Here is a 21,855-nt window from a genome sequence, read left to right on the forward strand (position 1 = left end):
ATAAAACGAAATAGGTTTAAATTTTGGGAAGGAGTCGCTAGATGAACACATCAAAACAACCCATGCTTGAATTAGCATTATCTATCGCTATGGAAGCTCATAGAGGGCAATTTGATAAGGCAGGGATAGATTATATAGAACATCCAATCTATGTAGCAAGCCAAGTTGATTCTGAAGAAGAGAAAGCAGTGGCTCTGCAACATGATGTCATTGAGGACAGTCCTTTTACAGCTAAAGAACTATTACTAGCTGGTTTACCAGAAACAGTAGTTACTGCCGTTCAGGTTTTGACAAAGAAAAAGGAGCAAGATTATCAAATATATCTGGATACTGTAAAATCTAATCCCCTAGCACGCGTTGTCAAATTAGCAGATTTAAAACATAATTCAGATTTATCGAGACTTGAGACTATTACTGACAAGGATTTGGAACGATTAGAAAAATATAAAAGGGCCATTGATTATCTGAGTATGTAGAAAAGATTTTTTATGCTATACTAGTTAGGACAATAAATGAGGTGAGAGTAAATGACAAAAGCAGATACGATTTTTAAAGAGAATATTGAACGAATCCTCAAAGACGGTGTCTTTTCTGAGCAGGCTCGTCCCAAGTACAAGGATGGGACAGTTGCTAATTCCAAGTACGTAACGGGTGCCTTTGCGGAGTATGATTTATCTAAGGGGGAATTTCCCATCACAACCTTGCGTCCCATTGCAATCAAATCCGCTATCAAGGAAGTACTTTGGATCTACCAGGATCAGTCGAATAGCCTAGAAGTGCTGAATAACAAGTACAATGTTCACTACTGGAATGACTGGGAAGTGGGAGATACGGGAACCATCGGTGAGCGCTACGGTGCGGTCGTTAAGAAGCACGATATCATCAACAAGATACTCAAGCAGTTAGAAGCCAACCCTTGGAACCGTCGCAATATCATCTCTCTCTGGGATTACCAAGCATTTGAGGAGACAGACGGCCTCCTTCCATGCGCCTTTCAGACCATGTTTGATGTCCGTCGAGTAGATGGAGAAATCTATCTGGATGCGACTTTGACCCAGCGTTCGAATGATATGCTGGTGGCCCACCATATCAATGCCATGCAGTATGTGGCTCTTCAAATGATGATTGCCAAGCATTTTGGATGGAAGGTTGGAAAGTTTTTCTATTTTATCAACAACCTTCATATCTATGATAATCAGTTTGAACAAGCAGAGGAATTGCTCCGTCGTGAGCCGTCAAACTGCCAACCACGCTTGGTTTTAAATGTTCCTGATAGAACCAATTTCTTTGATATCAAAGCGGAAGATTTTGAGTTGGTTGACTATGATCCAGTCAAGCCACAACTGAAGTTTGATCTAGCTATTTAAGAAAATAAAAAAGAAGTTGAGATTGCTCAACTTCTTTTGTTGCTTAATGTGATACGCGGCGGCGAGCTGCTTTTTTGCGGTTTTCTTCGATGAAAGCTGCTTTTTGCTCTTCTGGCTCAATCACTTTCTTTTTAATTGCGTATACTGCACCTGCAACGGCAGCGACAGTGCCTGCGACACCTGTTACAAGACCTTTAGCGAATCCTTTAGCCATGAGTCTTCCTCCTTTATCTTCCCGAACAGTCAGGCTCCTCAAGAGGTAGCATTTTTCTGACTGACCTTTTTGTGATATAATAATAGTAACGAAAAAATGGGAATTTTTCAAGGAAAAAAGATGAAAACAAAAATAATTGTGATTGTTGGACCGACTGCTGTTGGGAAGACAGCCCTTGCTATTGAAGTAGCCAAGCGCTTTGGTGGAGAGGTGGTCAGCGGTGACAGTCAGCAAGTATACAGAGGGTTGGATATTGGGACGGCCAAGGCTAGCCCAGAGGAGCAAGCTGCTGTTCCTCATCATTTGATTGATGTCAGAGAGGTGACCGAGTCTTACTCGGCTTTTGATTTTGTTTCAGAAGCTAAGAAGGCTATTGAGGATATTCAAAGCCGTGGTAAGCTTGCTATTATTGCTGGTGGCACAGGGCTTTATATTCAGAGCTTGCTTGAAGGCTATCATCTAGGTGGGAAAACACCTCATGAGGATATTTTAGCCTATCGAGCTAGTTTAGAGCCTTTATCAGATGAGGAATTAGCCCATCTTGTGGAGCAAGCAGGTCTTGAAATTCCCCAGTTTAACCGTCGTCGTGCCATGCGAGCCTTAGAAATTGCCCATTTTGGTCAGGATTTGGAAAATCAAGAGACCTTGTATCAACCGCTGATTATCTGCTTGGATGATGAACGCAGTCAGCTTTATGATCGTATCAATCGCCGAGTAGATCTGATGTTTGAGGCTGGGCTTTTGGATGAGGCCAAGTGGCTCTTTGACCATTATCCAGACGTGCAGGCAGCTAAAGGCATTGGTTACAAGGAACTCTTTCCTTATTTCCGTGGGGAGCAAACTCTTGAGGAAGCCAGCGAGAGTCTCAAGCAGGCGACTCGTCGTTTTGCCAAGCGTCAGCTGACTTGGTTCCGCAATCGCATGCAGGTGATCTTTTATCAGATAGGAGAGCCTGGCGTGCAGGACCGCATTTTAAGCCAGATTGAGGAGTTTTTAAATGATTGAAACGGAGAAAAAAGAGGAACGCGTCCTACTCATTGGTGTGGAATTACAGGGCATGGACAATTTTGACCTCTCTATGGAAGAATTGGCTAGTCTGGCTAAGACAGCTGGGGCAGTCGTTGTAGATAGCTACAGGCAAAAACGGGAAAAGTATGACTCCAAGACTTTCGTCGGTTCTGGTAAGTTGGAAGAGATTGCGCGGATGGTGGATGCAGAAGAAATTAGCACTGTCATCGTCAACAATCGTCTGACACCAAGGCAGAATGTCAATTTGGAGGAAATTCTCGGAGTAAAAGTCATTGACCGTATGCAGTTGATTTTGGATATCTTTGCCATGCGAGCTCGAAGCCACGAAGGGAAACTCCAAGTGCATTTGGCTCAGTTAAAATATCTCCTGCCTCGCTTGGTTGGTCAAGGGATTATGCTCAGCCGTCAAGCAGGGGGAATTGGTTCCCGTGGACCTGGTGAAAGTCAGCTGGAACTGAACCGTCGTAGTGTTCGTAATCAAATCACAGATATTGAACGCCAACTCAAGGTGGTAGAGAAAAATCGGGCAACAGTCAGAGAAAAACGTCTGGAGTCAAGTACCTTTAAGATTGGTTTGATTGGTTACACTAATGCTGGGAAATCAACCATCATGAACACCTTGACCAGTAAGACCCAGTATGAAGCGGACGAACTCTTTGCGACTCTGGACGCGACGACTAAGAGTATCCATCTGGGAGGCAATCTTCAGGTAACCTTGACTGATACCGTTGGCTTTATCCAAGATTTGCCAACAGAATTGGTGTCCAGTTTTAAGTCAACCTTGGAAGAAAGTAAGCATGTAGACCTTCTGGTTCATGTCATTGATGCCAGCAATCCTTATCACGAGGAGCATGAAAAAACGGTTCTGTCTATCATGAAAGACTTGGATATGGAGGATATTCCTCGTCTGACCCTTTATAATAAAGCGGATTTGGTGGAGGATTTCACGCCTACTCAAACGCCGTATACCCTCATTTCTGCCAAGTCTGAGGATAGTCGTGAGCAGTTGCAAGCTTTATTTTTAGAAAAAATCAAGGATATTTTCGAACCCTTTACCCTGCGCGTGCCTTTTTCGAAATCCTACAAGATTCATGATTTAGAAAGTGTAGCGATTCTTGAAGATCGTGACTACCAAGATGATGGAGAAGTGATTACAGGCTATATTTCAAAGAAAAACAAATGGAGATTAGAGGAATTTTATGACTGATATCAAAACCTTGGCTCTAAAATATGGGGGCTATACAAGTCTGGACAAGATCTATCTGGATCAACTTCTAGCTGGCAAAACAGAGCAGGAGCAGCTAACCCTCATTACCCCTCCGCCTAGCGTGGTCAATGCTTACTTCGCAGAACTCTACCAGAAAAAGAGCCCTCAAGCTGCGACTGATTATTTTGCAGAACTTTCTCAGGAACTGAATCTCTACAACGCTGAGCCAAGTTTTACTATAGAAAACAAGCCCTTTATTCGCCTCAATCTATCTGGCAAGTCTTTTGGTTTTTGCTATGAGGAAGAAGGTCTTGGGCGGATTTTCTCAGAAACTGAGGAAGCAATCACTGCTGACTTGCTCTTTGAAATTGCTCAGATTTTCCCTCATCAGCTAGTCTATGAGGAGTCTGGAAAGATTTACATGAAGGAGCTTGGAGAGGAAAAAGTCGTCTCTGTGGAGAGTTTGACTCCTCTGACAGACCTGGAAACCTTGGCAGATGGTCGCAAGCGTCTCAAAGGCTATAGTCAAGAGGATTTACTGCAAGAAGCTAGAGTTTTTTCTGGCAAGCCTTATTTCCGATCGGAAAATCGCACAGCTATGTTATATATTGATTAATTAGAAAGTATCGAATGGATATTCAATTTTTAGGAACGGGGGCTGGTCAGCCCTCTAAAGCCCGCAACGTTTCAAGTCTTGCCCTCAAACTCTTGGACGAGATTAACGAAGTCTGGCTCTTTGACTGTGGCGAAGGAACGCAAAATCGCATTCTGGAAACCACGATTCGACCACGTAAGGTCAGCAAAATCTTTATCACTCACCTGCATGGAGACCATATCTTTGGCTTGCCAGGATTCCTTTCTAGTCGTGCCTTTCAGGCCAATGAAGAGCAGACAGATTTGGACATCTATGGACCTCAAGGGATCAAGTCCTTTGTCTTAACCAGTCTACGTGTGTCAGGTTCTCGTCTGCCTTACCGCATTCATTTCCATGAGTTTGACCAAAATTCTCTAGGGAAAATCCTTGAAACCGAGAAATTCACTGTGTATGCAGAGGAGCTGGACCACACTATTTTCTGTGTTGGCTATCGTGTTATGCAAAAGGACTTAGAAGGAACCTTGGATGCTGAGAAGCTCAAGGCTGCTGGTGTCCCATTTGGTCCGCTTTTTGGAAAAATCAAAAACGGCCAGGACGTTGTTTTAGAAGACGGAACTGAAATCAAGGCAGCTGACTATATCTCAGCACCGCGCCCAGGTAAAATTATCACTATATTGGGTGATACTCGAAAAACCAATGCCAGCGTGCGTCTAGCTGTCAATGCTGATGTCCTTGTCCATGAGTCCACTTATGGCAAGGGTGATGAAAAAATTGCTCGTAACCATGGTCACTCTACTAACATGCAAGCTGCTCAGGTTGCAGCAGAAGCTGGAGCCAAACGCCTCTTGCTCAACCATATCAGCGCCCGCTTTCTCTCAAAAGATATTAGTCAACTCAAGAAAGATGCGGCCAGCATTTTTGAAAATGTCCATGTCGTTAAAGACTTGGAAGAAGTGGAAATTTAAGTGCCACATAAAGGAAGAAAGATGCGAACGATTCTCATTACAGGTGCTAGCGGTGGCTTAGCCCAAGAAATGGTCAAGCTCTTGCCAGATGACCAACTCATTCTACTTGGTAGAAATAAGGAAAAATTAGCTCAGCTCTACGGAAATCATTCTCACACAGAATTAGTTGAGATTGATATTACTGATGATTCAGCCCTAGAAACTTTAGTAACTGACCTCTATCTTCGCTATGGAAAGATTGATGTCTTGATTAACAATGCTGGTTACGGGATTTTTGAAGAGTTTGACAAGATTTCTGACCAAGACATTCACCAGATGTTTGAGGTTAATACCTTTGCTTTGATGAATCTGTCTCGTCGCATTGGTTGTCGAATGAAGGAAAATCGAAAAGGGCATATCATCAATATCGTTAGCATGGCAGGTTTGATAGCAACTGGCAAGTCCAGTCTCTACTCAGCGACCAAGTTTGCGGCTATTGGTTTTTCCAACGCTCTACGCCTTGAACTCATGCCTTACGGTGTCTATGTCACGACGGTTAATCCAGGACCGATTCGTACTGCCTTTTTTGACCAGGCAGACCCAGATGGGACCTACCTCAAGTCGGTTGACCGCTTTCTCTTAGAACCAGATGCAGTCGCTAGAAAGATTGTCAAAACCATAGGAAAAAACAAACGGGAACTCAATCTCCCAGTTTTGTTGAACCTAGCCCATAAGTTTTATACCCTCTTTCCTAAGCTAGCTGATAAGTTGGCAGGAGGAATCTTTAATTATAAGTGAGAAAGCTGTTCCCTTGAGGAATGGCTTTTTGCTTTAATAAGGAGGAGTTGTTGATCAAAAATAATTCCTGAAAATACTGGTAGTTTATCTCTATTTGATAGTTTTGGAGTATAATTGAGATAAGAAAGTTCATTAGATAAATGAAGTCCCAAACTAGCTAGCTTACCCTAGATAATGCCCTATGTATAGCCGGAGGTTGACAATGGAATTATTGACAATTGACCAAATTATTTCCATTATTGAGGAAGCAATACAAGGGCTTGACCCTGAGATAAGAGAAGGAATTGTCCTGAGCCATACTGAAGTGCCTGTGTCTGAACTGGATCGTTTGAAAAAACAACTGCAAATACAAGATTTGGATCCGATTTTTAGGAAGTATATTTTGGCCTATAACTGGGGGCAGGTCGGTTTTTTAAGTTACCAGTTTGGATATGGGGACGACACTAGTCTTACTTGGCTGATCAATCGCAATTTGGAATACCACGATTACTCGACTCTACAAGAAAGAGGCTTGATCATCATTGCAAATGGAGATCCCTACACTATTTTGCTGGATTGTCAATCTGGGGCGGTCTATGCTCTTGATTCAGAGATGAACTATGATGAAAAAATATGGCTGACACCAGATTTTCTAGCATTTGTGAGAGCCATGGGAACGGCCCAATCTGCAGTTTGGAAGGGTTGTGAAAGTGACTTCATCCACTTGATGACTAGAATAGGTCATGCGTCCAGTTTGATATTTTGGCAGAGTCTGGTCGGGTTTTATGATTGAAAATAGAAGGAGCAGGTCATGGAATTTATTGTAGCTGAGGAAGGGATTCCTCAAAATATCGGATGTCAGGGAGCCCTGATTGCCTATTATGGTAGTGAGATAGAATTTCATTATGAAACCGTTCCACCATACGGTGATGAGATTTTTTCTGCCAAGTTGCCTTTGTTGGGGCTTGATCTACCCTTTTGGATCTATGGGAGAAATCTCATATTTTTAGATGCTTACTACCTCTTAGCAGAAACAGTTAAGAAAGGGACTTGGAATCCCATAACGAGTATGCTCATCAACATTCATACGGGGGAATACGCCAGCCTAGACCACTGGTACAATCATATATCTATTGAGCAAAATGGTCTTGAGTTGAAAAATGATTATGATGGAAAAGTCAGGACTTTAAAAAATATTGACAATCTTCATTGGCTTGCCCTAGATGCTGAATCAGAAGAAAGGAACTAAAGATGGCAAAGAAAAGAGTTACATTACCAAAAGAGTTTAAGGATTTAATGGATGAAGGAAATATTGAAGCCCTTAAAGCAGTCTATGATCGTTGTGAATTAACCGCCCATGATGGAAGATTTAGCTTATGTACACCTCTGCATATGGGAGGAGTCCCGGATGAATTGGTTATCTGGCTTGTCGAAAAGGGCTTGGATATCAATATTCCTGATTATTATGGAGGGACTCCTTTATACCGTCAAGCAATCTTGGGTAGAGATACAGTAAAACTCTTGTGTGAATTGGGGGCAGACATTGAAAAGCCCAATAGATATGGCAAGACCCCTCTACATATGGCAGCTGAGTTTTTTCATCCTAAAACAGTCAAATTTTTGATTAACAAGGGAGCAAATGTCAATGTAGAGAATGATATGGGAAGAACTCCACTAGCTTCAGTCTTGATGGTTTGTCGGGGAATCTATATTGCCCAAACTGCTGAAATTGCCTCTATGTTACTAGAAGCAGGTGCTAAGAAAACCTCTGCTATGAAAGAAAAGGTCGAAAATATCGGTAAAGATTTTGAATTTCATAGAGAAGGGATCAATCCCGACTATCTAGAAGCAGCAGATCAGGGTCTAGAAAAACTTTATGCTTTGTTTGATGTCAAGCCGGTAGCCAAACGAATAACCCACGATGGAGTTTCTCCGATTCTCGTAAAAGAAGGTAGCTGGGAGGAGCAATATGAGGAACTATGGTCTTTCTTGATTCCTTCAAGTGGAGCAGCCAAAACTGTTCAGGGAGAAGTTATTCGTATACCAGGTCGAGTTCGAGATGAACTGGATCGCAATGGTGGGGTCAACTGGGACAGGGACTATAGAAAAATGCTTCAAGCTCTCCCTCAATACTTGTCTCTAGGACTCCCCCTTTCAGATCAAGAATTAGAAGAGACTAAAGAGCTTATTGCTCAAGTTCATGGGAAAGATTTTGACGACGAGCCTCGCCTAGACCGCCTGTGTCAGCTAGCTATTGCTTGGATTAAGCAAAATCCTGAACCCCTTCTCCTAGAAAAAACAAGTTATAAGCGGTAAAAAACATTGGAAGACAGATAAAATAAAGAAATCATGGTGAAATGATGCAACTAATTGACCAAGTTAAAAAAATAGAAACTTATATTTGTGAGTGTTTTGAAGACTGGGATTTGGATGATCCTGTAGAGGAAGGATATCTGGAAGATTATCAGGGCATTTCTGGTGCTTCTGAGGAAGAGCTTCAAGCCTTTGAGGAAATATTTGGCATTCGTCTACCTAGTGACTTCAAAGAGCTTTATAGCTATAAAAATGGGAGTAAATACCTCTCTATTTTACCTTGTGTAATTGACCAGAGAGATTTGACTTTTTCTCTCATGAGTCTACAGGAAATTGAGACTTGTAAAAAGTACTTTCAAAATAGAGATGCTCTGTTAACCGAATTTCCCGACTATTTTTCTAGTCAAGACCTAGAAAACATGCATGATAGTAGAATAAAGCCCTATCTTTTTAATAAAAAATGGCTTCCTTTTGCTCAGTATTGTGACTCTTGTTATCTTATGCTGGATTTTGATCCAGACCAGGAGGCTCAGGAAGGTCAGGTTATTTGCTACATCCATGATCCTGACCAGGTGATCTATGCGGCTGAAAGCCTTACAAATCTGATTGAAGGGATAATGGAAGAGATCATATGAATGGACAAATGTACCAAATAGCCTGTATCGTGGCAGCAGCTAGGAAGGCTTTAAAAACTGATCAGGCAATCTTGTATCATCCTGACCAATATATCAATAAGATTTGCTTTCAAATTTTGCCGTCAGAAAAGGGGGAAGTTATAGAACTATCTGTATCTGATTGGTTTGAAAATCTTAAGGAAAAAGGTTTGAAGGACTTGCAATTATTTTGTCCTATTTCAGTTGAAGACAGAGGTATTTTAGGCTTCTCCAATACAACACAGAGTTCAATTCTCTGTTTTTATAAAGATGGGAAGGCAGGTTATTTCCTACCAAATTGGAAATCTGCTTCCGCAGGTAGGGGCTGGGATGTTACCTACACCGAGTATGAATGGGAAAGGTCTTCTCAAGACATTCCCCACTATGAAAATAATATCGAAGAATTTAAGGACATATTGACTCGTATAGAAAATCTAGCAATTAAAATTGAATGTGACAACTTTGCCAAAGTCTTTCAATCTGCTAGAAACTTTTTGCTAGACCCAGAATCTGGTAAAGGGCTGGCAGAACCTCAAATTCCACTGCAACATCTAAGCATATTTAGAGCTGCAAGCTCAGCGGATGTTTTTGGAGGAATGGGCTCCTGGAATGATGAACCTGGATGGCTGGCACAAGATAAGGGACTGGGTCAAGTATACGATGAACTTTCAGATCAATTGCTAAGAAATATTAGATCAGCCATTCTATTTGCCATCAACGAGTGGTGATGGATTAGGAGAGAGAAAATGGGGAAGTTAAAGTTAAGTCTATTGAATAAATGGGAACTAGACAAGGACTACAATAGTGTTTTCAATTCTGTCATGTTACATGATGGTAGAGCCTTTGTCTTGACCAGTGAGAAGGAAGTTTTCAATCTCTACTGTCTGCTTGAAGTATCACCTTTGGGTGTGAAGGAGATAGATGCTTGGTATTGTGACCATGTTTGGGAGGAAGAGCCTCTACTCTTTACAGATGGACAAAATATTGGCATCATCAAGGCTGGCAAGGAAATAGTCTATTATACTGGTGATTTTTCTAATCCAGAAATCATTGCCATAAAGGATCCGCAAAGTATACTTCCTAAAAAGGCACAAGAGAGATATTTTCAAATCGTATCAGATAGCGACCAGATACCCGTGTGTTTTGAAAATCAAGTTTATACAAATCAGGCAAGAAACTTTGCCCTTTTAGAATTTGATCGAGAGAAAAAGCAGGCGAAGTGGACCACTTATTCGCATATTGATAAAAAAGAGTTAAATCACCACGACACGAACTCAAGTTTTTGTCCTAAAATCGATAGTATGAAATCTTGGAAGCAAGAGCTCTATGCCTTTAGCTCTGGAGAAAGTCAAACCTCCGTCAATAAATGGGGCATGGACTATTATGCCCTAGTTAAAATCTCTAGTGATGGTCGTATTATCGAAAAGTTATTAGAATCTGAACATTTAAAGGCTTCAGGTAAAAAAGCTGGTGTCAATGGAATTTTTACGGATTCGCCTTATCTTATCCTGAGTCCCCTATTTCAGAATGATGACTGGAAGGGCAAGCAAAAGCTATTTTCTCTGGCAACAAGAGAATGGTGCGATATAGCCTTGCCTAGAGGAATGAGTAAACACAAGCTTCAAAATATAACAGACAACTTTTGTTTAACCTTCCTTTACGACAGAGGATTAAAAGAACTTGCCCTTTGTCAGATTGACTAGGCTGTGAGGCTGAGTTTGGGAGCTTTTTATAGATAGGTGCTGATATTTCTTGATTAGTCTACAGTATTTATTTTGAGCTGTTTTCTTGTCAAATTTGACCAAGTATTGCAAATCGAATCTTAAAATAGTATACTAGAAATAGCAATTGTGAAAACGTTTGCGTTTTTGTTGATGATGATTATTTAGGAGACAAAATATGGAATTAACAGCCATTTATCATAGACAAGAATCAGAGTATGCTTATCTTTACAAAGAAGGTCAGCTACATATCCGAATCAGAACCAAGAAAAATGATGTCCAGCAGGTCATTTTACATTATGGAGATCCCTTTATCTTCATCGAGGATAAGTATGAAGCCAAGAAAGAAATGACTAAAGCAACCTCGGATGCTTTATTTGATTATTGGCAGGTTACAGTATCGGTTGATTTTGCACGGATTCAGTATCTCTTTGAACTCCTTGATGAGGAAGGTCAGGGTATTTTCTACGGTGATAAGGGTTGTGTGGAACATACTCAAGAAAACTTGGATGCAGAAGGAAATGGCTTTAAGCTTCCCTATATTCATGAAATCGACGGATGTCAGGTTCCTAGCTGGGTTTCAAATACCGTTTGGTACCAGATTTTCCCAGAACGATTTGCTAATGGAAATCCTAATTTGACTCCAGATGGAGCTCGAGAATGGGATGCTGCTATTACACCTAATAGGGATGACTTTTTTGGTGGAGATTTACAAGGGATTATCGACCATCTAGACTATCTAAAAGATTTGGGAATCACTGGACTTTATCTATGTCCGATTTTTGAAGCAACGACCAATCACAAGTACGATACGACGGATTATTTTGAAATTGACCGTCACTTTGGAGATAAAGAAGTCTTTGCTAATTTAGTCGAGGAAGCTCATAAACGTGGCATTAAGATTATGCTAGATGCTGTTTTCAATCATATCGGCTACCAGTCTGCCCAATGGCAGGATGTTCTAAAAAATGGAGAAAATTCCCCTTATAAAGATTGGTTCCATATTCAAGAGTTTCCAATTACAGAGGATAAACTTCAGAATCCAAGAGAACTCCCTTATCATACCTTTGCCTTTGCTAGCTATATGCCTAAGTTAAATACAGCAAATCCTGAAGTCAAAGACTATCTTCTCAGTGTTGCAACTTACTGGATTGAGAATTTTGATATCGATGCTTGGCGCTTGGACGTTGCCAATGAAATTGACCATCAGTTCTGGAAAGATTTTAGAAAGGTAGTTCTCGCTAAAAAGCCTGATTTGTATATTTTAGGTGAAATCTGGCATACGTCTCAGCCTTGGCTAAAAGGAGATGAGTTCCATGCAGTCATGAACTACCCGCTCTCTGAAAGTATCAAGGATTATTTCTTGCGTCAGCATAAAAAGACAGAGCAGTTCATTTCAGAAATCAATAGCCAGTCAATGTACTACAAGCAACAAATCTCAGAGGTTATGTTCAATCTCCTGGATTCTCACGATACAGAGCGTATTCTTACAACTGCCAAAGGAAATCTCCAACATGTCAAGGCTGCTTTAACCTTCCTCTACCTTCAAAAAGGGACTCCTTGTATCTATTACGGAACAGAGCTAGCACTAATTGGTGGACCAGACCCTGATTGCCGTCGTGTCATGCCTTGGGACCGTGTGTCTGAGGACAATGATATGCTAAATTTCATGAAGAAATTAATCCAAGTCCGTAAAGAAGTTGCAAGCATTATTCAGCATGGTTCCTATAGCTTGCAAGAAGTGAAACCAGATGTTCTAGCATTAACGTGGAACTACGAAGGGAAAGAAGTTCAGGGTATCTTTAACCAGTCTCCTGAGAATTTTGTTTTAGAAAGAGACTCTGTTGATTTAGCGAGTCATTGCCAGGTTAAGGAGGGACAACAAATCATCTTACCAGATGGATTTGTAGTTTATTTAGATTCGATTTAAACCGGTTTTTAACTCCAACACATGCTTGTTTTAAACTAGAAAGGAAAGACCGATGGAAAAACTTCAAGTTTCTGAAGAATGGTTGCAAAAATACCAAGAAATCAAACATATTTTGACCTCGTCTGTCAATTACGCAGCGTGTTTCGAGATGAAAGAAATAGACGGCAAGGAAGTCTTTGTCTTAGATATGGGGGAAGTGACCTTCTCAAGTGGAGAAATTTTAGTTAGGGATCCCTTGGTCTGGCTCCGTAGGAATGAAAAACCCTATTTAGAGACCGTTCCAAAAGGAACATTTCCTCTCAAAACCTTGGTAGTTAAAATCGAAGAAGATCATTATAGGTATGTTGCAACAAGAGTTCAATTTACAGATAAACTTCCAGTTGTTTACTATGAAGCTTTAACTGGTACTGAAAACCTGGATTCTGTTGAAGAAGATTCTTATTTTGGATTTTCAGTCGATGCAGGCTTGGCAACTATTGTGGATGTTGAGACAAAAAATGCCTACTGTGATTTTGAAGAAAAATGGTATCAAGAAAATCCTGAAAAAAACATCTATGATGATTTCTTTGCGGAAATTTTTGCTCAAAATGCCATAGAACATCCCCTATATCAACGAGAAGGCGGTGATTGGATTAACTTTAAAATACCACATACAGACCTGACTATTCCAATGATTCAATCTGGTTTTGGAGATGGAAATTATCCTGTTTACTTTGGCTATGACAAGGATCATCAACTATGTGATGTGGTTATTGAGTATATCTATGTAGGATAAGGAGTTGGATAATGGCACTCAATGAAGTTTATGATTATTTTCGTCACTATGATAAGGAAACTTATCAGGTTGTCGCCTGCATGGGCAATGAACCATCGGAAGAAGATGTTCAGGATTTTGAAAATCAATACGGCATTCGTCTGCCAGAAGATTTCAGGGAATTCACCATGTCATCTCTGGGAGGTCTCTTTATGGAAGTCAGAGAAGATCTATGGCCAAGAGCCAAGGCTTACGATGTAGCCCCTTTTTGGACTTTCTGTCGAGGTATTAAGGTTTTTGGAATTGCAAATGGCATCCCAGATTTCTTAGATATTCGAATTAAAACCAAGGAATTACACGCTCTGGGCTTTGTGGATTATATTCCATTTCTGTCTATCATCGGTGATGGAGATGTAATTTTCTGCTTTGATAAGGACAATCACATAGTAGCTTTGGATTGGTATAATAGTGGCGAAACTGAAGAGCTTAATTGTGATTTTTCAGGACTTTTACTCCAGCAAATTGCCGAGCTAGAAGAGCGTAAAAATGAGATGGTCAATCTTTTGGAAAAGGGGAAATCTAGTCAATAATCTATAAGGAAATACCAGTTTGATAGTCCGTAAAAGAGGTTGGGACAAAAGATCCCGACCTCACTTTTTTAGCAATCAAACTTTGACGCGGTAGCTGATTGAACTTTTTGTTCGTCTTTTAGACTCCAAAAAGCTCCTAATCATCCTCGCGAGGCTGGGACTACGAAATCGAGACTTTGTCTATCGATTTCTGTCCCACCGCCTTTTTTAGTAAAACCATTCACTAAATCTACATTCAGATTTTTAAACTTTTCTACAAATTATAGAAAAAACAATCAAAAATATGATTTTTTGTGTTTAGGGTATTGAAATTTCCTATATTATTTTATAGAATAAGGGTAAAAGGCTATGAAAAAGTAATACGTTTACAAGAAAATGGAAGCGGTTACTAAAGGAGGATTTTATGGAAAAAGGCCATTGGAATCGTAAAAGAGTCTACAGCATTCGTAAGTTTGCCGTAGGAGCTTGCTCTGTCATGATTGGAACCTGTGCGGTTCTATTTGGAGGAAGTGTCATTGGAGAATCACCAGTTTTCGCGGATGAAACTCCAATTACTCACACCGTGGAACAAGCAAAAGAGGAAAGTCCGGCAGTGGAGGTAAAAGAAGATCAAGCCGTAGCAGAGCACAAGGATGCTGCAAGTGTCGACCAAAGTCAAGCTGCACCAATTGAAGCAAGCAAACCAGAGGTGAAAGAAGATGAACCTGTAGCTCCAAAAGAGGAGAAAGCATCTCTAAAACCTGAAGAAACAGCTCCAAAGGTAGAATCTCAAGCTTCAAGTCAAGAAAAGCCTGTCAAGGAAGAGTTGAAAGCTGCGACAAATGAAGAAGTGAATCAAATGATTGAAGATAGAAAAGTGAATTTTAATCAAAATTGGCACTTTAAACTCAATGCGAATCCTAAAGAAGCTGTGAAATCAGATGCCGATGTATCAACATGGCAAAAATTGGATCTCCCACACGACTGGAGTATCTTTAACGATTTTGACCATCAGTCACCTGCTCAAAACGAGGGTGGACAGCTCAATGGTGGTGAAGCTTGGTATCGCAAGACCTTTAAACTTGATGAAAAAGATCTCAAGAAAAATGTTCGTGTCACTTTTGATGGTGTCTATATGGACTCTCAAGTCTATGTCAATGGTCAGTTAGTGGGGCATTATCCAAATGGTTATAACCAGTTCTCATACGATATCACCAAATATCTTCACAAAGATGGTCGTGAGAATGTGATTGCTGTCCATGCGGTTAACAAACAACCAAGTAGCCGTTGGTACTCAGGTAGTGGTATCTACCGTGATGTGACCTTGCAAGTGACAGATAAGGTTCATGTTGAGAAAAATGGGACAACTATCTTAACACCAAAACTTGAGCAACAGCAACACAGCAAGGTTGAAACTCATGTAGCCAGCAAAATTGTCAATACAGACGATAAAGACCATGAACTGGTGGCAGAGTATCAAATCGTTGAACGTGGTGGTCAGGCTGTAACAGGCTTGGTTCGTACAGCGAGCCGTACCTTGAAAGCACATGAATCAACAAGTCTTGATGCTATTTTAGAAGTTGAACAACCAAAACTCTGGACAGTTTTAAATGATAAACCTGCCTTGTACGAATTGATTACGCGTGTTTACCGTGACGGTCAATTGGTTGATGCTAAGAAAGATTTGTTTGGTTACCGTTACTATCATTGGACTCCAAATGAAGGTTTCTCTTTGAATGGTGAACGCATTAAATTCCATGGTGTTTCCTTGCACCATGACCACGGAGCGCTTGGAGCAGAAGAAAACTATAAGGCAGAATACCGTCGTCTCAAACAAATGAAGGAGATGGGCGTTAACGCCATCCGTACAACTCATAACCCTGCAAGTCCACAGACTTTGCAAATCGCAGCAGAACTTGGTTTGCTGGTTCAGGAAGAGGCCTTTGATACGTGGTATAATGGAAAGAAACCTTATGACTACGGGCGTTTCTTTGAAAAAGATGCCACTCACCCCGAAGCTAGAAAAGGTGAAAAATGGTCTGACTACGATCTTCGTACCATGGTCGAAAGAGATAAAAATAACCCAGCTGTCTTCATGTGGTCTATCGGGAATGAAATTGGTGAAGCAGATGGAAAGGCTCACTCTCTTGCAACGGTTAAACGCTTAGTAAAAGTGATTAAAGATGTTGATACTACACGTTATGTTACCATGGGAGCAGATAAGTTCCGCTTTGGTGATGGTAGCGGTGATCATGAGAAAATTGCTAATGAACTGGATGCAGTTGGTTTCAACTACTCAGAAGACAACTACAAGAAACTTCGTGCGAAACATCCAAACTGGTTGATTTATGGTTCGGAAACATCTTCAGCAACCCGTACGCGTGGCAGCTATTATCGTCCTGAACAAGAATTGGTACATAGCAACCAAGCTTATCGTAACTATGAACAGTCAGATTATGGAAATGATCGTGTTGGTTGGGGTAAAACGGCAACAGATTCATGGACGTTTGACCGCGATAACGCTGGCTATGCTGGACAGTTTATCTGGACAGGTACGGACTATATCGGTGAACCTACACCATGGCACAACCAAAACCAAACTCCCGTTAAGAGCTCTTACTTTGGTATCGTAGATACAGCCGGTATTCCAAAAAATGACTTCTATCTTTACCAAAGCCAATGGGTTTCTGCTAAGAAGAAACCAATGGTACATCTTCTTCCTCACTGGAACTGGGAAAACAAAGAATTAGCAGACAAAGTTGCTGACTCAGAAGGCAAGATTCCAGTTCGTGCTTACTCAAACGCTGCAAGCGTAGAATTGTTCTTAAATGGTCAATCTCTTGGAGTTAAGAAGTTCAACAAAAAACAAACTAGTGATGGCCGTACCTACCAAGAAGGTGCCAATGCTAAGGAACTCTATCTTGAGTGGAAGGTTGCGTACCAACCAGGTACCTTGGAAGCTGTAGCTCGCGATGAAGCTGGAAAAGAAATTGCACGTGATAAGATCACGACTGCAGGCCAACCAGCAGGAGTTCGTCTCGTCAAGGAAGAACACGCAATCGCAGCAGATGGAAAAGACTTGACCTACATCTACTACGAAATTGTAGACAGCCAAGGAAATGTGGTACCTACTGCTAATAATCTGGTTCGCTTCCAATTGCATGGCCAAGGTCAACTTGTCGGTGTCGACAATGGGGAACAAGCCAGCCGTGAACGCTACAAGGCGCAACCAGACGGTTCTTGGATCCGTAGAGCCTTTAACGGTAAAGGGGTTGCCATTGTCAAATCAACTGAACAAGCAGGTAAATTCACGCTAACAGCCCATTCAGATCTCTTGAAATCTGGTCAAGTAACTGTCTTTACTGGTAAAAAAGAAGACCAAGAAAAGACAATTCTAGGAACAGAGGTACCAAAAGTACGTACTGTTATTGAGAAAGAACCGAAAATGCCGAAGACAGTCGGTTTTATCTACAGTGATGGCAGTCGTGAAAAACGTCCAGTAACTTGGTCTTCAGTTGATGTGAGCCAAGCAGGAGTTGTGACTGTTAAAGGTATGGCAGACGGACGTGAAGTTGAGGCCCGTGTCGAAATTCTAGCAATTGCGAAAGAACTACCAACTGTTAAACGTGTTGCTCCAGGAACAGACTTGAGTGCTGTTGATAAATATGTTTCTATCGCTGTAACGGATGGAAGCGTTCAAGAATACGAAGTTGATAAGTGGGAGATTGCGGAAGCAGATAAAGCTAAACTGTCAGTTGCAGGATCACGTATTCAAATGACTGGCCAACTGGGTGGTGAGACTATTCACGCTACCCTTGTAGTAGAAGAAGGTGAGGCTGCGGCACCTGCAGTACCAACTGTAACGGTTGGTGGTGAAGCTGTCACAGGACTTACTAGTCAAAAACCAATGCAATACCGCACTCTTGCTTATGGAGCTAAGTTACCAAAAGTCGCAGCAAGTTCCGAAAATGCAGCTGTTACAGTGGTGCAAGCAAGCGCAGCAAACGGCATGCGTGCAAGCATCTTTGTTCAACCAAATGATGGTGGCCCTCTTCAAATGTATGCTATTCAATTCCTCGAAGAAGCGCCAAAAATTGACCATTTGAGCCTACAAGTGGAGAAAGCTGATAGCCTCAAAGAAGACCAAACAGTGAAACTGTCTGTCCTTGCACACTATCAAGACGGAACACAAGCAGTTTTACCAGCAGATAAGGTGAACTTCTCTACAAGTGGTGAAGGGGAAGTCGCAGTTCGTAAAGGAATGCTTGAGTTACATAAGCCAGGAACAGTCACTCTCAAAGCAGAATATGAGGGGGCTACAGGTCAAATCGATCTCACGATCCAGGCCAATACTGAGAAGAAGGTTGCGCAATCTATCCGTCCAGTAAATGTAGTCACAGATTTGCATCAGGAACCAACTCTTCCATCAACAGTAACAGTTGAGTATGACAAAGGTTTCCCTAAAGCCCACAAAGTCACTTGGCAAGCCATTCCAAAAGAAAAACTTGATCACTATCAAACCTTTGAAGTTCTAGGTAAAGTTGAAGGTCTTGATCTTGAAGCGCGTGCTAAAGTATCTGTAGAAGGCATCGTTTCAGTTGAAGAAGTCAGTGTGACAACTCCAATTGCAGAAGCACCACAATTACCAGAAAGTGTTCGTACCTACGATTCAAATGGTCACGTTTCATCAGCTAAGGTTACATGGGATACGATTCGTCCAGAGCAATACGCCAAGGAAGGTATCTTTACGGTTAATGGCCACCTAGAAGGTACGCAATTAACAACTAAACTTCATGTTCGCGTATCTGCTCAAACCGAGAAAGGTGCAAACATTTCTGACCAATGGACCGGTTCAGAATTGCCACTTGCCTTTGCTTCAGACTCAAATCCAACTGATCCTGTTTCAAACGTCAACGATAAATTGATTTCCTTTAATGACCGCCCAGCTAACCGTTGGACAAACTGGAACCGTAGTAATCCAGAAGCTTCAGTTGGTGTCCTATTCGGAGATTCAGGTATCTTGAGCAAACGTTCGGTTGATAATTTAAGTGTCGGATTCCACGAAGACCATGGAGTTGGTGTACCGAAGTCTTATGTGATTGAGTATTATGTCGGTAAGACCGTTCCAACAGCTCCTAAAAACCCTAGCTTTGTAGGTGAGGAAAACCATGTATTTAACAATCCAGCCAACTGGAAACCAGTTACCAATCTCAAAGCACCAGCTCAATTAAAAGCTGGAGAAATGAATCACTTTAGCTTTGATAAAGTTGAAACCTATGCTGTCCGTATTCGTATGGTTCGACTTGATAGCAAGAAAGGAACTTCTATCACAGAAGTACAAATCTTTGCAAAACAAGTCGCAGCAGCCAAACAAGGGCAAACGAAAATCCAAGTTGACGGTAAAGACTTAGCAAACTTTAACCCAGATTTGACAGACTACTATCTTGAGTCTGTAGATGGAAAAGTTCCTGCAGTAACAGCAAGTGTTAGCAATAATGGTCTTGCTACCGTTGTTCCGAGCGTTCGTGAAGGTGAGCCAGTTCGTGTTATCGCGAAGGCTGAAAATGGCGACATTCTAGGAGAATACCGTCTACACTTCACAAGCAATAAAGACTTGCTCTCTCGTAAACCAGTTGCTGCGGTCAAACAAGCTCGCTTGCTACAAGTAGGACAACCACTTGAATTGCCAACTAAGGTTCCTGTTTACTTCACAGGTAAAGACGGCTACGCAACAAAAGACTTAGCAGTTGAATGGGAAGAAGTTCCAGCAGAAAAGCTGACAAAAGCAGGTCAATTTACCGTTCGAGGCCATGTCCTTGGTAGTGATCTTGTTGCTGAGTTCACTGTACGAGTGACAGACAAACTAGGCGAAGCTCTCTCAAATAACCCAGAGTATGATGAAAATAGTAACCAGGCCTTTGCTTCCGCAACTAATGATATTGATCCAAGTTCACATGACCGTGTAGACTATATCAATGATGGAGACCACAATGAAAATCGTCGTTGGACAAACTGGTCTCCAACACCATCTTCTAATCCAGAAGTATCAGCAGGTGTGATCTTCCGTGAAAATGGTAAGATTGTCGAACGGACTGTTGCGCAAGCCAAACTTCATTTCTTTGCAGATAGTGGTACGGATGCCCCATCTAAACTCGTTTTAGAACGCTATATTGGCCCAGATTTTGAAGTGCCAACCTACTATTCTAACTACCAAGCCTACGATGCAGCTCATCCATTTAACAATCCAGAAAATTGGGAATCTGTGCCTTATCGTGCGGATAAAGACATCGCAGCTGGTGATGAAATCAACGTAACATTTAAAGCTGTCAAAGCCAAAGCCATGAGATGGCGTATGGAGCGTAAAGCTGACAAGAGCGGTGTTGCGATGATTGAGATGACCTTCCTTGCACCGAGTGAATTGCCTCAAGAAAGTACGCAATCGAAGATTCTTGTAGATGGAAAAGAACTTTCTGACTTCGCTGAAGATCGTCAAGACTATCAAATCACTTATAAAGGTCAACGTCCAAAAGTCTCAGTCGAAGAAAGTAATCAAGTAGCTTCAACAGTTGTAGATAGCGGAGATGATAGCCTTCCAGTACTTGTTCGCCTTGTTTCAGAAAGTGGAAAACAAGTCAAGGAATACCGTATCCAGTTTACAAAAGAAAAACCAGTTTCTGAGAAGACTGTTGCTGCTGTACAAGAAGATCTTCCAAAACTCGAATTTGTTGAAAAAGATTTGGCCTACAAGACAGTTGAGAAAAAGGATCCAACACTGTATCTAGGTGAAACTCGTGTAGAACAAGAAGGAAAAGTTGGTAAGGAACGGATCTTTACAGCGGTTAATCCTGATGGAAGTAAGGAAGAAAAACTTCGTGAAGTGGTAGAGGCTCCGACAGACCGCATCGTCTTGGTTGGAACGAAACTAGGAACCTCCCTTCCAGAAGATGAAGTGAAGAATCTTGTCCTTAACAGACCAGAACTTGTAATCGAAGAAGAAACAATTGATTTCAAGGTTCAGGAACGTAAGTCTGATAAGTTGTATCTAGGTGAAACTCGTGTTCTCCAAGAAGGTCAAAAGGGTATCCGTGTTCACTTGATCGAGGTTGAAAATGGTAAGCGGACTGAAAAAGAAAGCTATGATAAAGTTTTAACTCAGGATCGCATCGTAGAAGTAGGAACAAAACCAGGAACCTCCCTTCCAGAGGATGAAGTGAAGAACCTTGTCCTTAACAGACCAGAACTTGTAATCGAAGAAGAAACAATTGATTTCAAGGTTCAGGAACAAAAGAACGATAAGCTTCCAGCAGGTCAAACCCGTGTTCTCCAAGAAGGACAAAAAGGTATCCGTGTTCACTTGATCGAAGTTGAAAATGGCAAACGAACTGAAAAAGAAAGCTATGATAAAGTCGTGGCTCAGGATCGCATCGTAGAAGTAGGTACGGCTGGTGAAACGACCAAACCAGTACCTCAAGAATCTACAAAACCACAAGTATCAGAAAAGGCAGATACAAAAGAAATTGCTTCAAATGCAGCTAGTCAAGCTCAAGAAGAGCAGTTACCAAATACAGGAAGTGCAGAAGGTCAAGCAGCCCTAGCAGCAGGCTTAGCTCTTCTTGGTTTGAGTGCAGGACTAGTAGCTACTAAAGGCAAAAAAGAGGATTAGATATTTTTGATACCTTATTTGCCATTTAAGACCTGAGAGAAACTCTCGTCTCAGATAAAAAGTCCTTAGAATACAAGTTTCTAAGGGCTTTTCTTTGTGTAAAATCGTATAATTTTACT

18 protein-coding genes are annotated in these 21,855 nt (G+C 41.4%); 17 read left to right on the plus strand and 1 reads right to left on the minus strand.

The window, feature by feature from the left end; genetic code table 11:
• Nucleotides 1–41 precede the first annotated feature (41 nt).
• Nucleotides 42–476, plus strand: coding sequence for a GTP pyrophosphokinase (locus M1F74_RS03755; protein ID WP_247946328.1), 435 nt, complete (start codon nucleotides 42–44; stop codon nucleotides 474–476).
• A 51-nt stretch (nucleotides 477–527) separates the two neighbouring features.
• Entirely contained in the window at nucleotides 528–1,367 is an 840-nt protein-coding gene (locus M1F74_RS03760) for a thymidylate synthase (protein ID WP_084868725.1), read from the plus strand.
• 43 nt (nucleotides 1,368–1,410) lie between these two features.
• On the opposite strand, the gene M1F74_RS03765 is transcribed toward M1F74_RS03760, so the two are convergent.
• Complete coding sequence (locus M1F74_RS03765; protein WP_001051782.1) at nucleotides 1,411–1,581, minus strand: DUF3042 family protein; 171 nt, start codon at nucleotides 1,579–1,581, stop codon at nucleotides 1,411–1,413.
• 120 nt (nucleotides 1,582–1,701) lie between these two features.
• Between M1F74_RS03765 and miaA the strand changes: the two genes are divergently transcribed.
• From miaA to bgaA, 15 genes are all read left to right on the plus strand, one after another.
• Nucleotides 1,702–2,586: a tRNA (adenosine(37)-N6)-dimethylallyltransferase MiaA gene (gene miaA, locus M1F74_RS03770; protein WP_247946329.1), complete on the plus strand. Its 885-nt coding sequence runs from the start codon at nucleotides 1,702–1,704 to the stop codon at nucleotides 2,584–2,586.
• Nucleotides 2,579–3,817 (plus strand): GTPase HflX, encoded by a 1,239-nt coding sequence (gene hflX, locus M1F74_RS03775; protein ID WP_247946330.1) that lies wholly within the window; start codon nucleotides 2,579–2,581, stop codon nucleotides 3,815–3,817. The genes miaA and hflX overlap by 8 nt, the downstream gene beginning before the upstream one ends.
• The gene (locus M1F74_RS03780) at nucleotides 3,810–4,433 is read left to right on the plus strand and encodes a cystathionine beta-lyase (RefSeq protein WP_247946331.1); all 624 of its coding nucleotides are present in this window, start codon (nucleotides 3,810–3,812) and stop codon (nucleotides 4,431–4,433) included. The genes hflX and M1F74_RS03780 overlap by 8 nt, the downstream gene beginning before the upstream one ends.
• A 14-nt stretch (nucleotides 4,434–4,447) precedes the next feature.
• A complete protein-coding gene (rnz, locus tag M1F74_RS03785) occupies nucleotides 4,448–5,377 on the plus strand; it encodes a ribonuclease Z (protein WP_247946332.1) in 930 nt (309 codons plus the stop codon).
• Between the two features lie 21 nt (nucleotides 5,378–5,398).
• Nucleotides 5,399–6,154 carry an SDR family NAD(P)-dependent oxidoreductase gene (locus M1F74_RS03790; RefSeq protein WP_247946333.1) on the plus strand — a complete coding sequence of 252 codons (756 nt, stop codon included), beginning with the start codon at nucleotides 5,399–5,401 and terminating at the stop codon, nucleotides 6,152–6,154.
• 202 nt (nucleotides 6,155–6,356) lie between these two features.
• On the plus strand, nucleotides 6,357–6,926 hold the full coding sequence (locus tag M1F74_RS03795; protein ID WP_247946334.1) for an SMI1/KNR4 family protein: 570 nt from the start codon (nucleotides 6,357–6,359) through the stop codon (nucleotides 6,924–6,926).
• Between the two features lie 18 nt (nucleotides 6,927–6,944).
• Nucleotides 6,945–7,382, plus strand: a complete 438-nt coding sequence (locus M1F74_RS03800; protein ID WP_247946335.1) for a hypothetical protein — start codon at nucleotides 6,945–6,947, stop codon at nucleotides 7,380–7,382.
• A gap of 2 nt (nucleotides 7,383–7,384) precedes the next feature.
• Complete coding sequence (locus tag M1F74_RS03805) at nucleotides 7,385–8,449, plus strand: ankyrin repeat domain-containing protein (protein ID WP_247946336.1); 1,065 nt, start codon at nucleotides 7,385–7,387, stop codon at nucleotides 8,447–8,449.
• Between the two features lie 44 nt (nucleotides 8,450–8,493).
• Entirely contained in the window at nucleotides 8,494–9,081 is a 588-nt protein-coding gene (locus tag M1F74_RS03810; RefSeq protein WP_247946428.1) for an SMI1/KNR4 family protein, read from the plus strand.
• Nucleotides 9,078–9,827 carry a hypothetical protein gene (locus M1F74_RS03815; protein WP_247946337.1) on the plus strand — a complete coding sequence of 250 codons (750 nt, stop codon included), beginning with the start codon at nucleotides 9,078–9,080 and terminating at the stop codon, nucleotides 9,825–9,827. The genes M1F74_RS03810 and M1F74_RS03815 overlap by 4 nt, the downstream gene beginning before the upstream one ends.
• 18 nt (nucleotides 9,828–9,845) lie before the next feature.
• A complete protein-coding gene (locus M1F74_RS03820) occupies nucleotides 9,846–10,802 on the plus strand; it encodes a hypothetical protein (RefSeq protein ID WP_247946338.1) in 957 nt (318 codons plus the stop codon).
• Nucleotides 10,803–10,998: 196 nt separating this feature from the next.
• The gene (locus M1F74_RS03825) at nucleotides 10,999–12,750 is read left to right on the plus strand and encodes a glycoside hydrolase family 13 protein (protein WP_247946339.1); all 1,752 of its coding nucleotides are present in this window, start codon (nucleotides 10,999–11,001) and stop codon (nucleotides 12,748–12,750) included.
• Between the two features lie 52 nt (nucleotides 12,751–12,802).
• The gene (locus M1F74_RS03830) at nucleotides 12,803–13,525 is read left to right on the plus strand and encodes a DUF4241 domain-containing protein (RefSeq protein WP_247946340.1); all 723 of its coding nucleotides are present in this window, start codon (nucleotides 12,803–12,805) and stop codon (nucleotides 13,523–13,525) included.
• An 11-nt stretch (nucleotides 13,526–13,536) separates the two neighbouring features.
• Nucleotides 13,537–14,094, plus strand: a complete 558-nt coding sequence (locus M1F74_RS03835; RefSeq protein ID WP_247946341.1) for an SMI1/KNR4 family protein — start codon at nucleotides 13,537–13,539, stop codon at nucleotides 14,092–14,094.
• A gap of 403 nt (nucleotides 14,095–14,497) precedes the next feature.
• Nucleotides 14,498–21,736, plus strand: a complete 7,239-nt coding sequence (gene bgaA / locus M1F74_RS03840) for an Ig-like domain-containing protein (protein WP_247946342.1) — start codon at nucleotides 14,498–14,500, stop codon at nucleotides 21,734–21,736.
• Nucleotides 21,737–21,855: the final 119 nt, after the last annotated feature.

Origin of the sequence: Streptococcus oralis, assembly GCF_023109315.1 — a bacterium.
GTDB lineage: Bacteria > Bacillota > Bacilli > Lactobacillales > Streptococcaceae > Streptococcus > Streptococcus oralis_BS.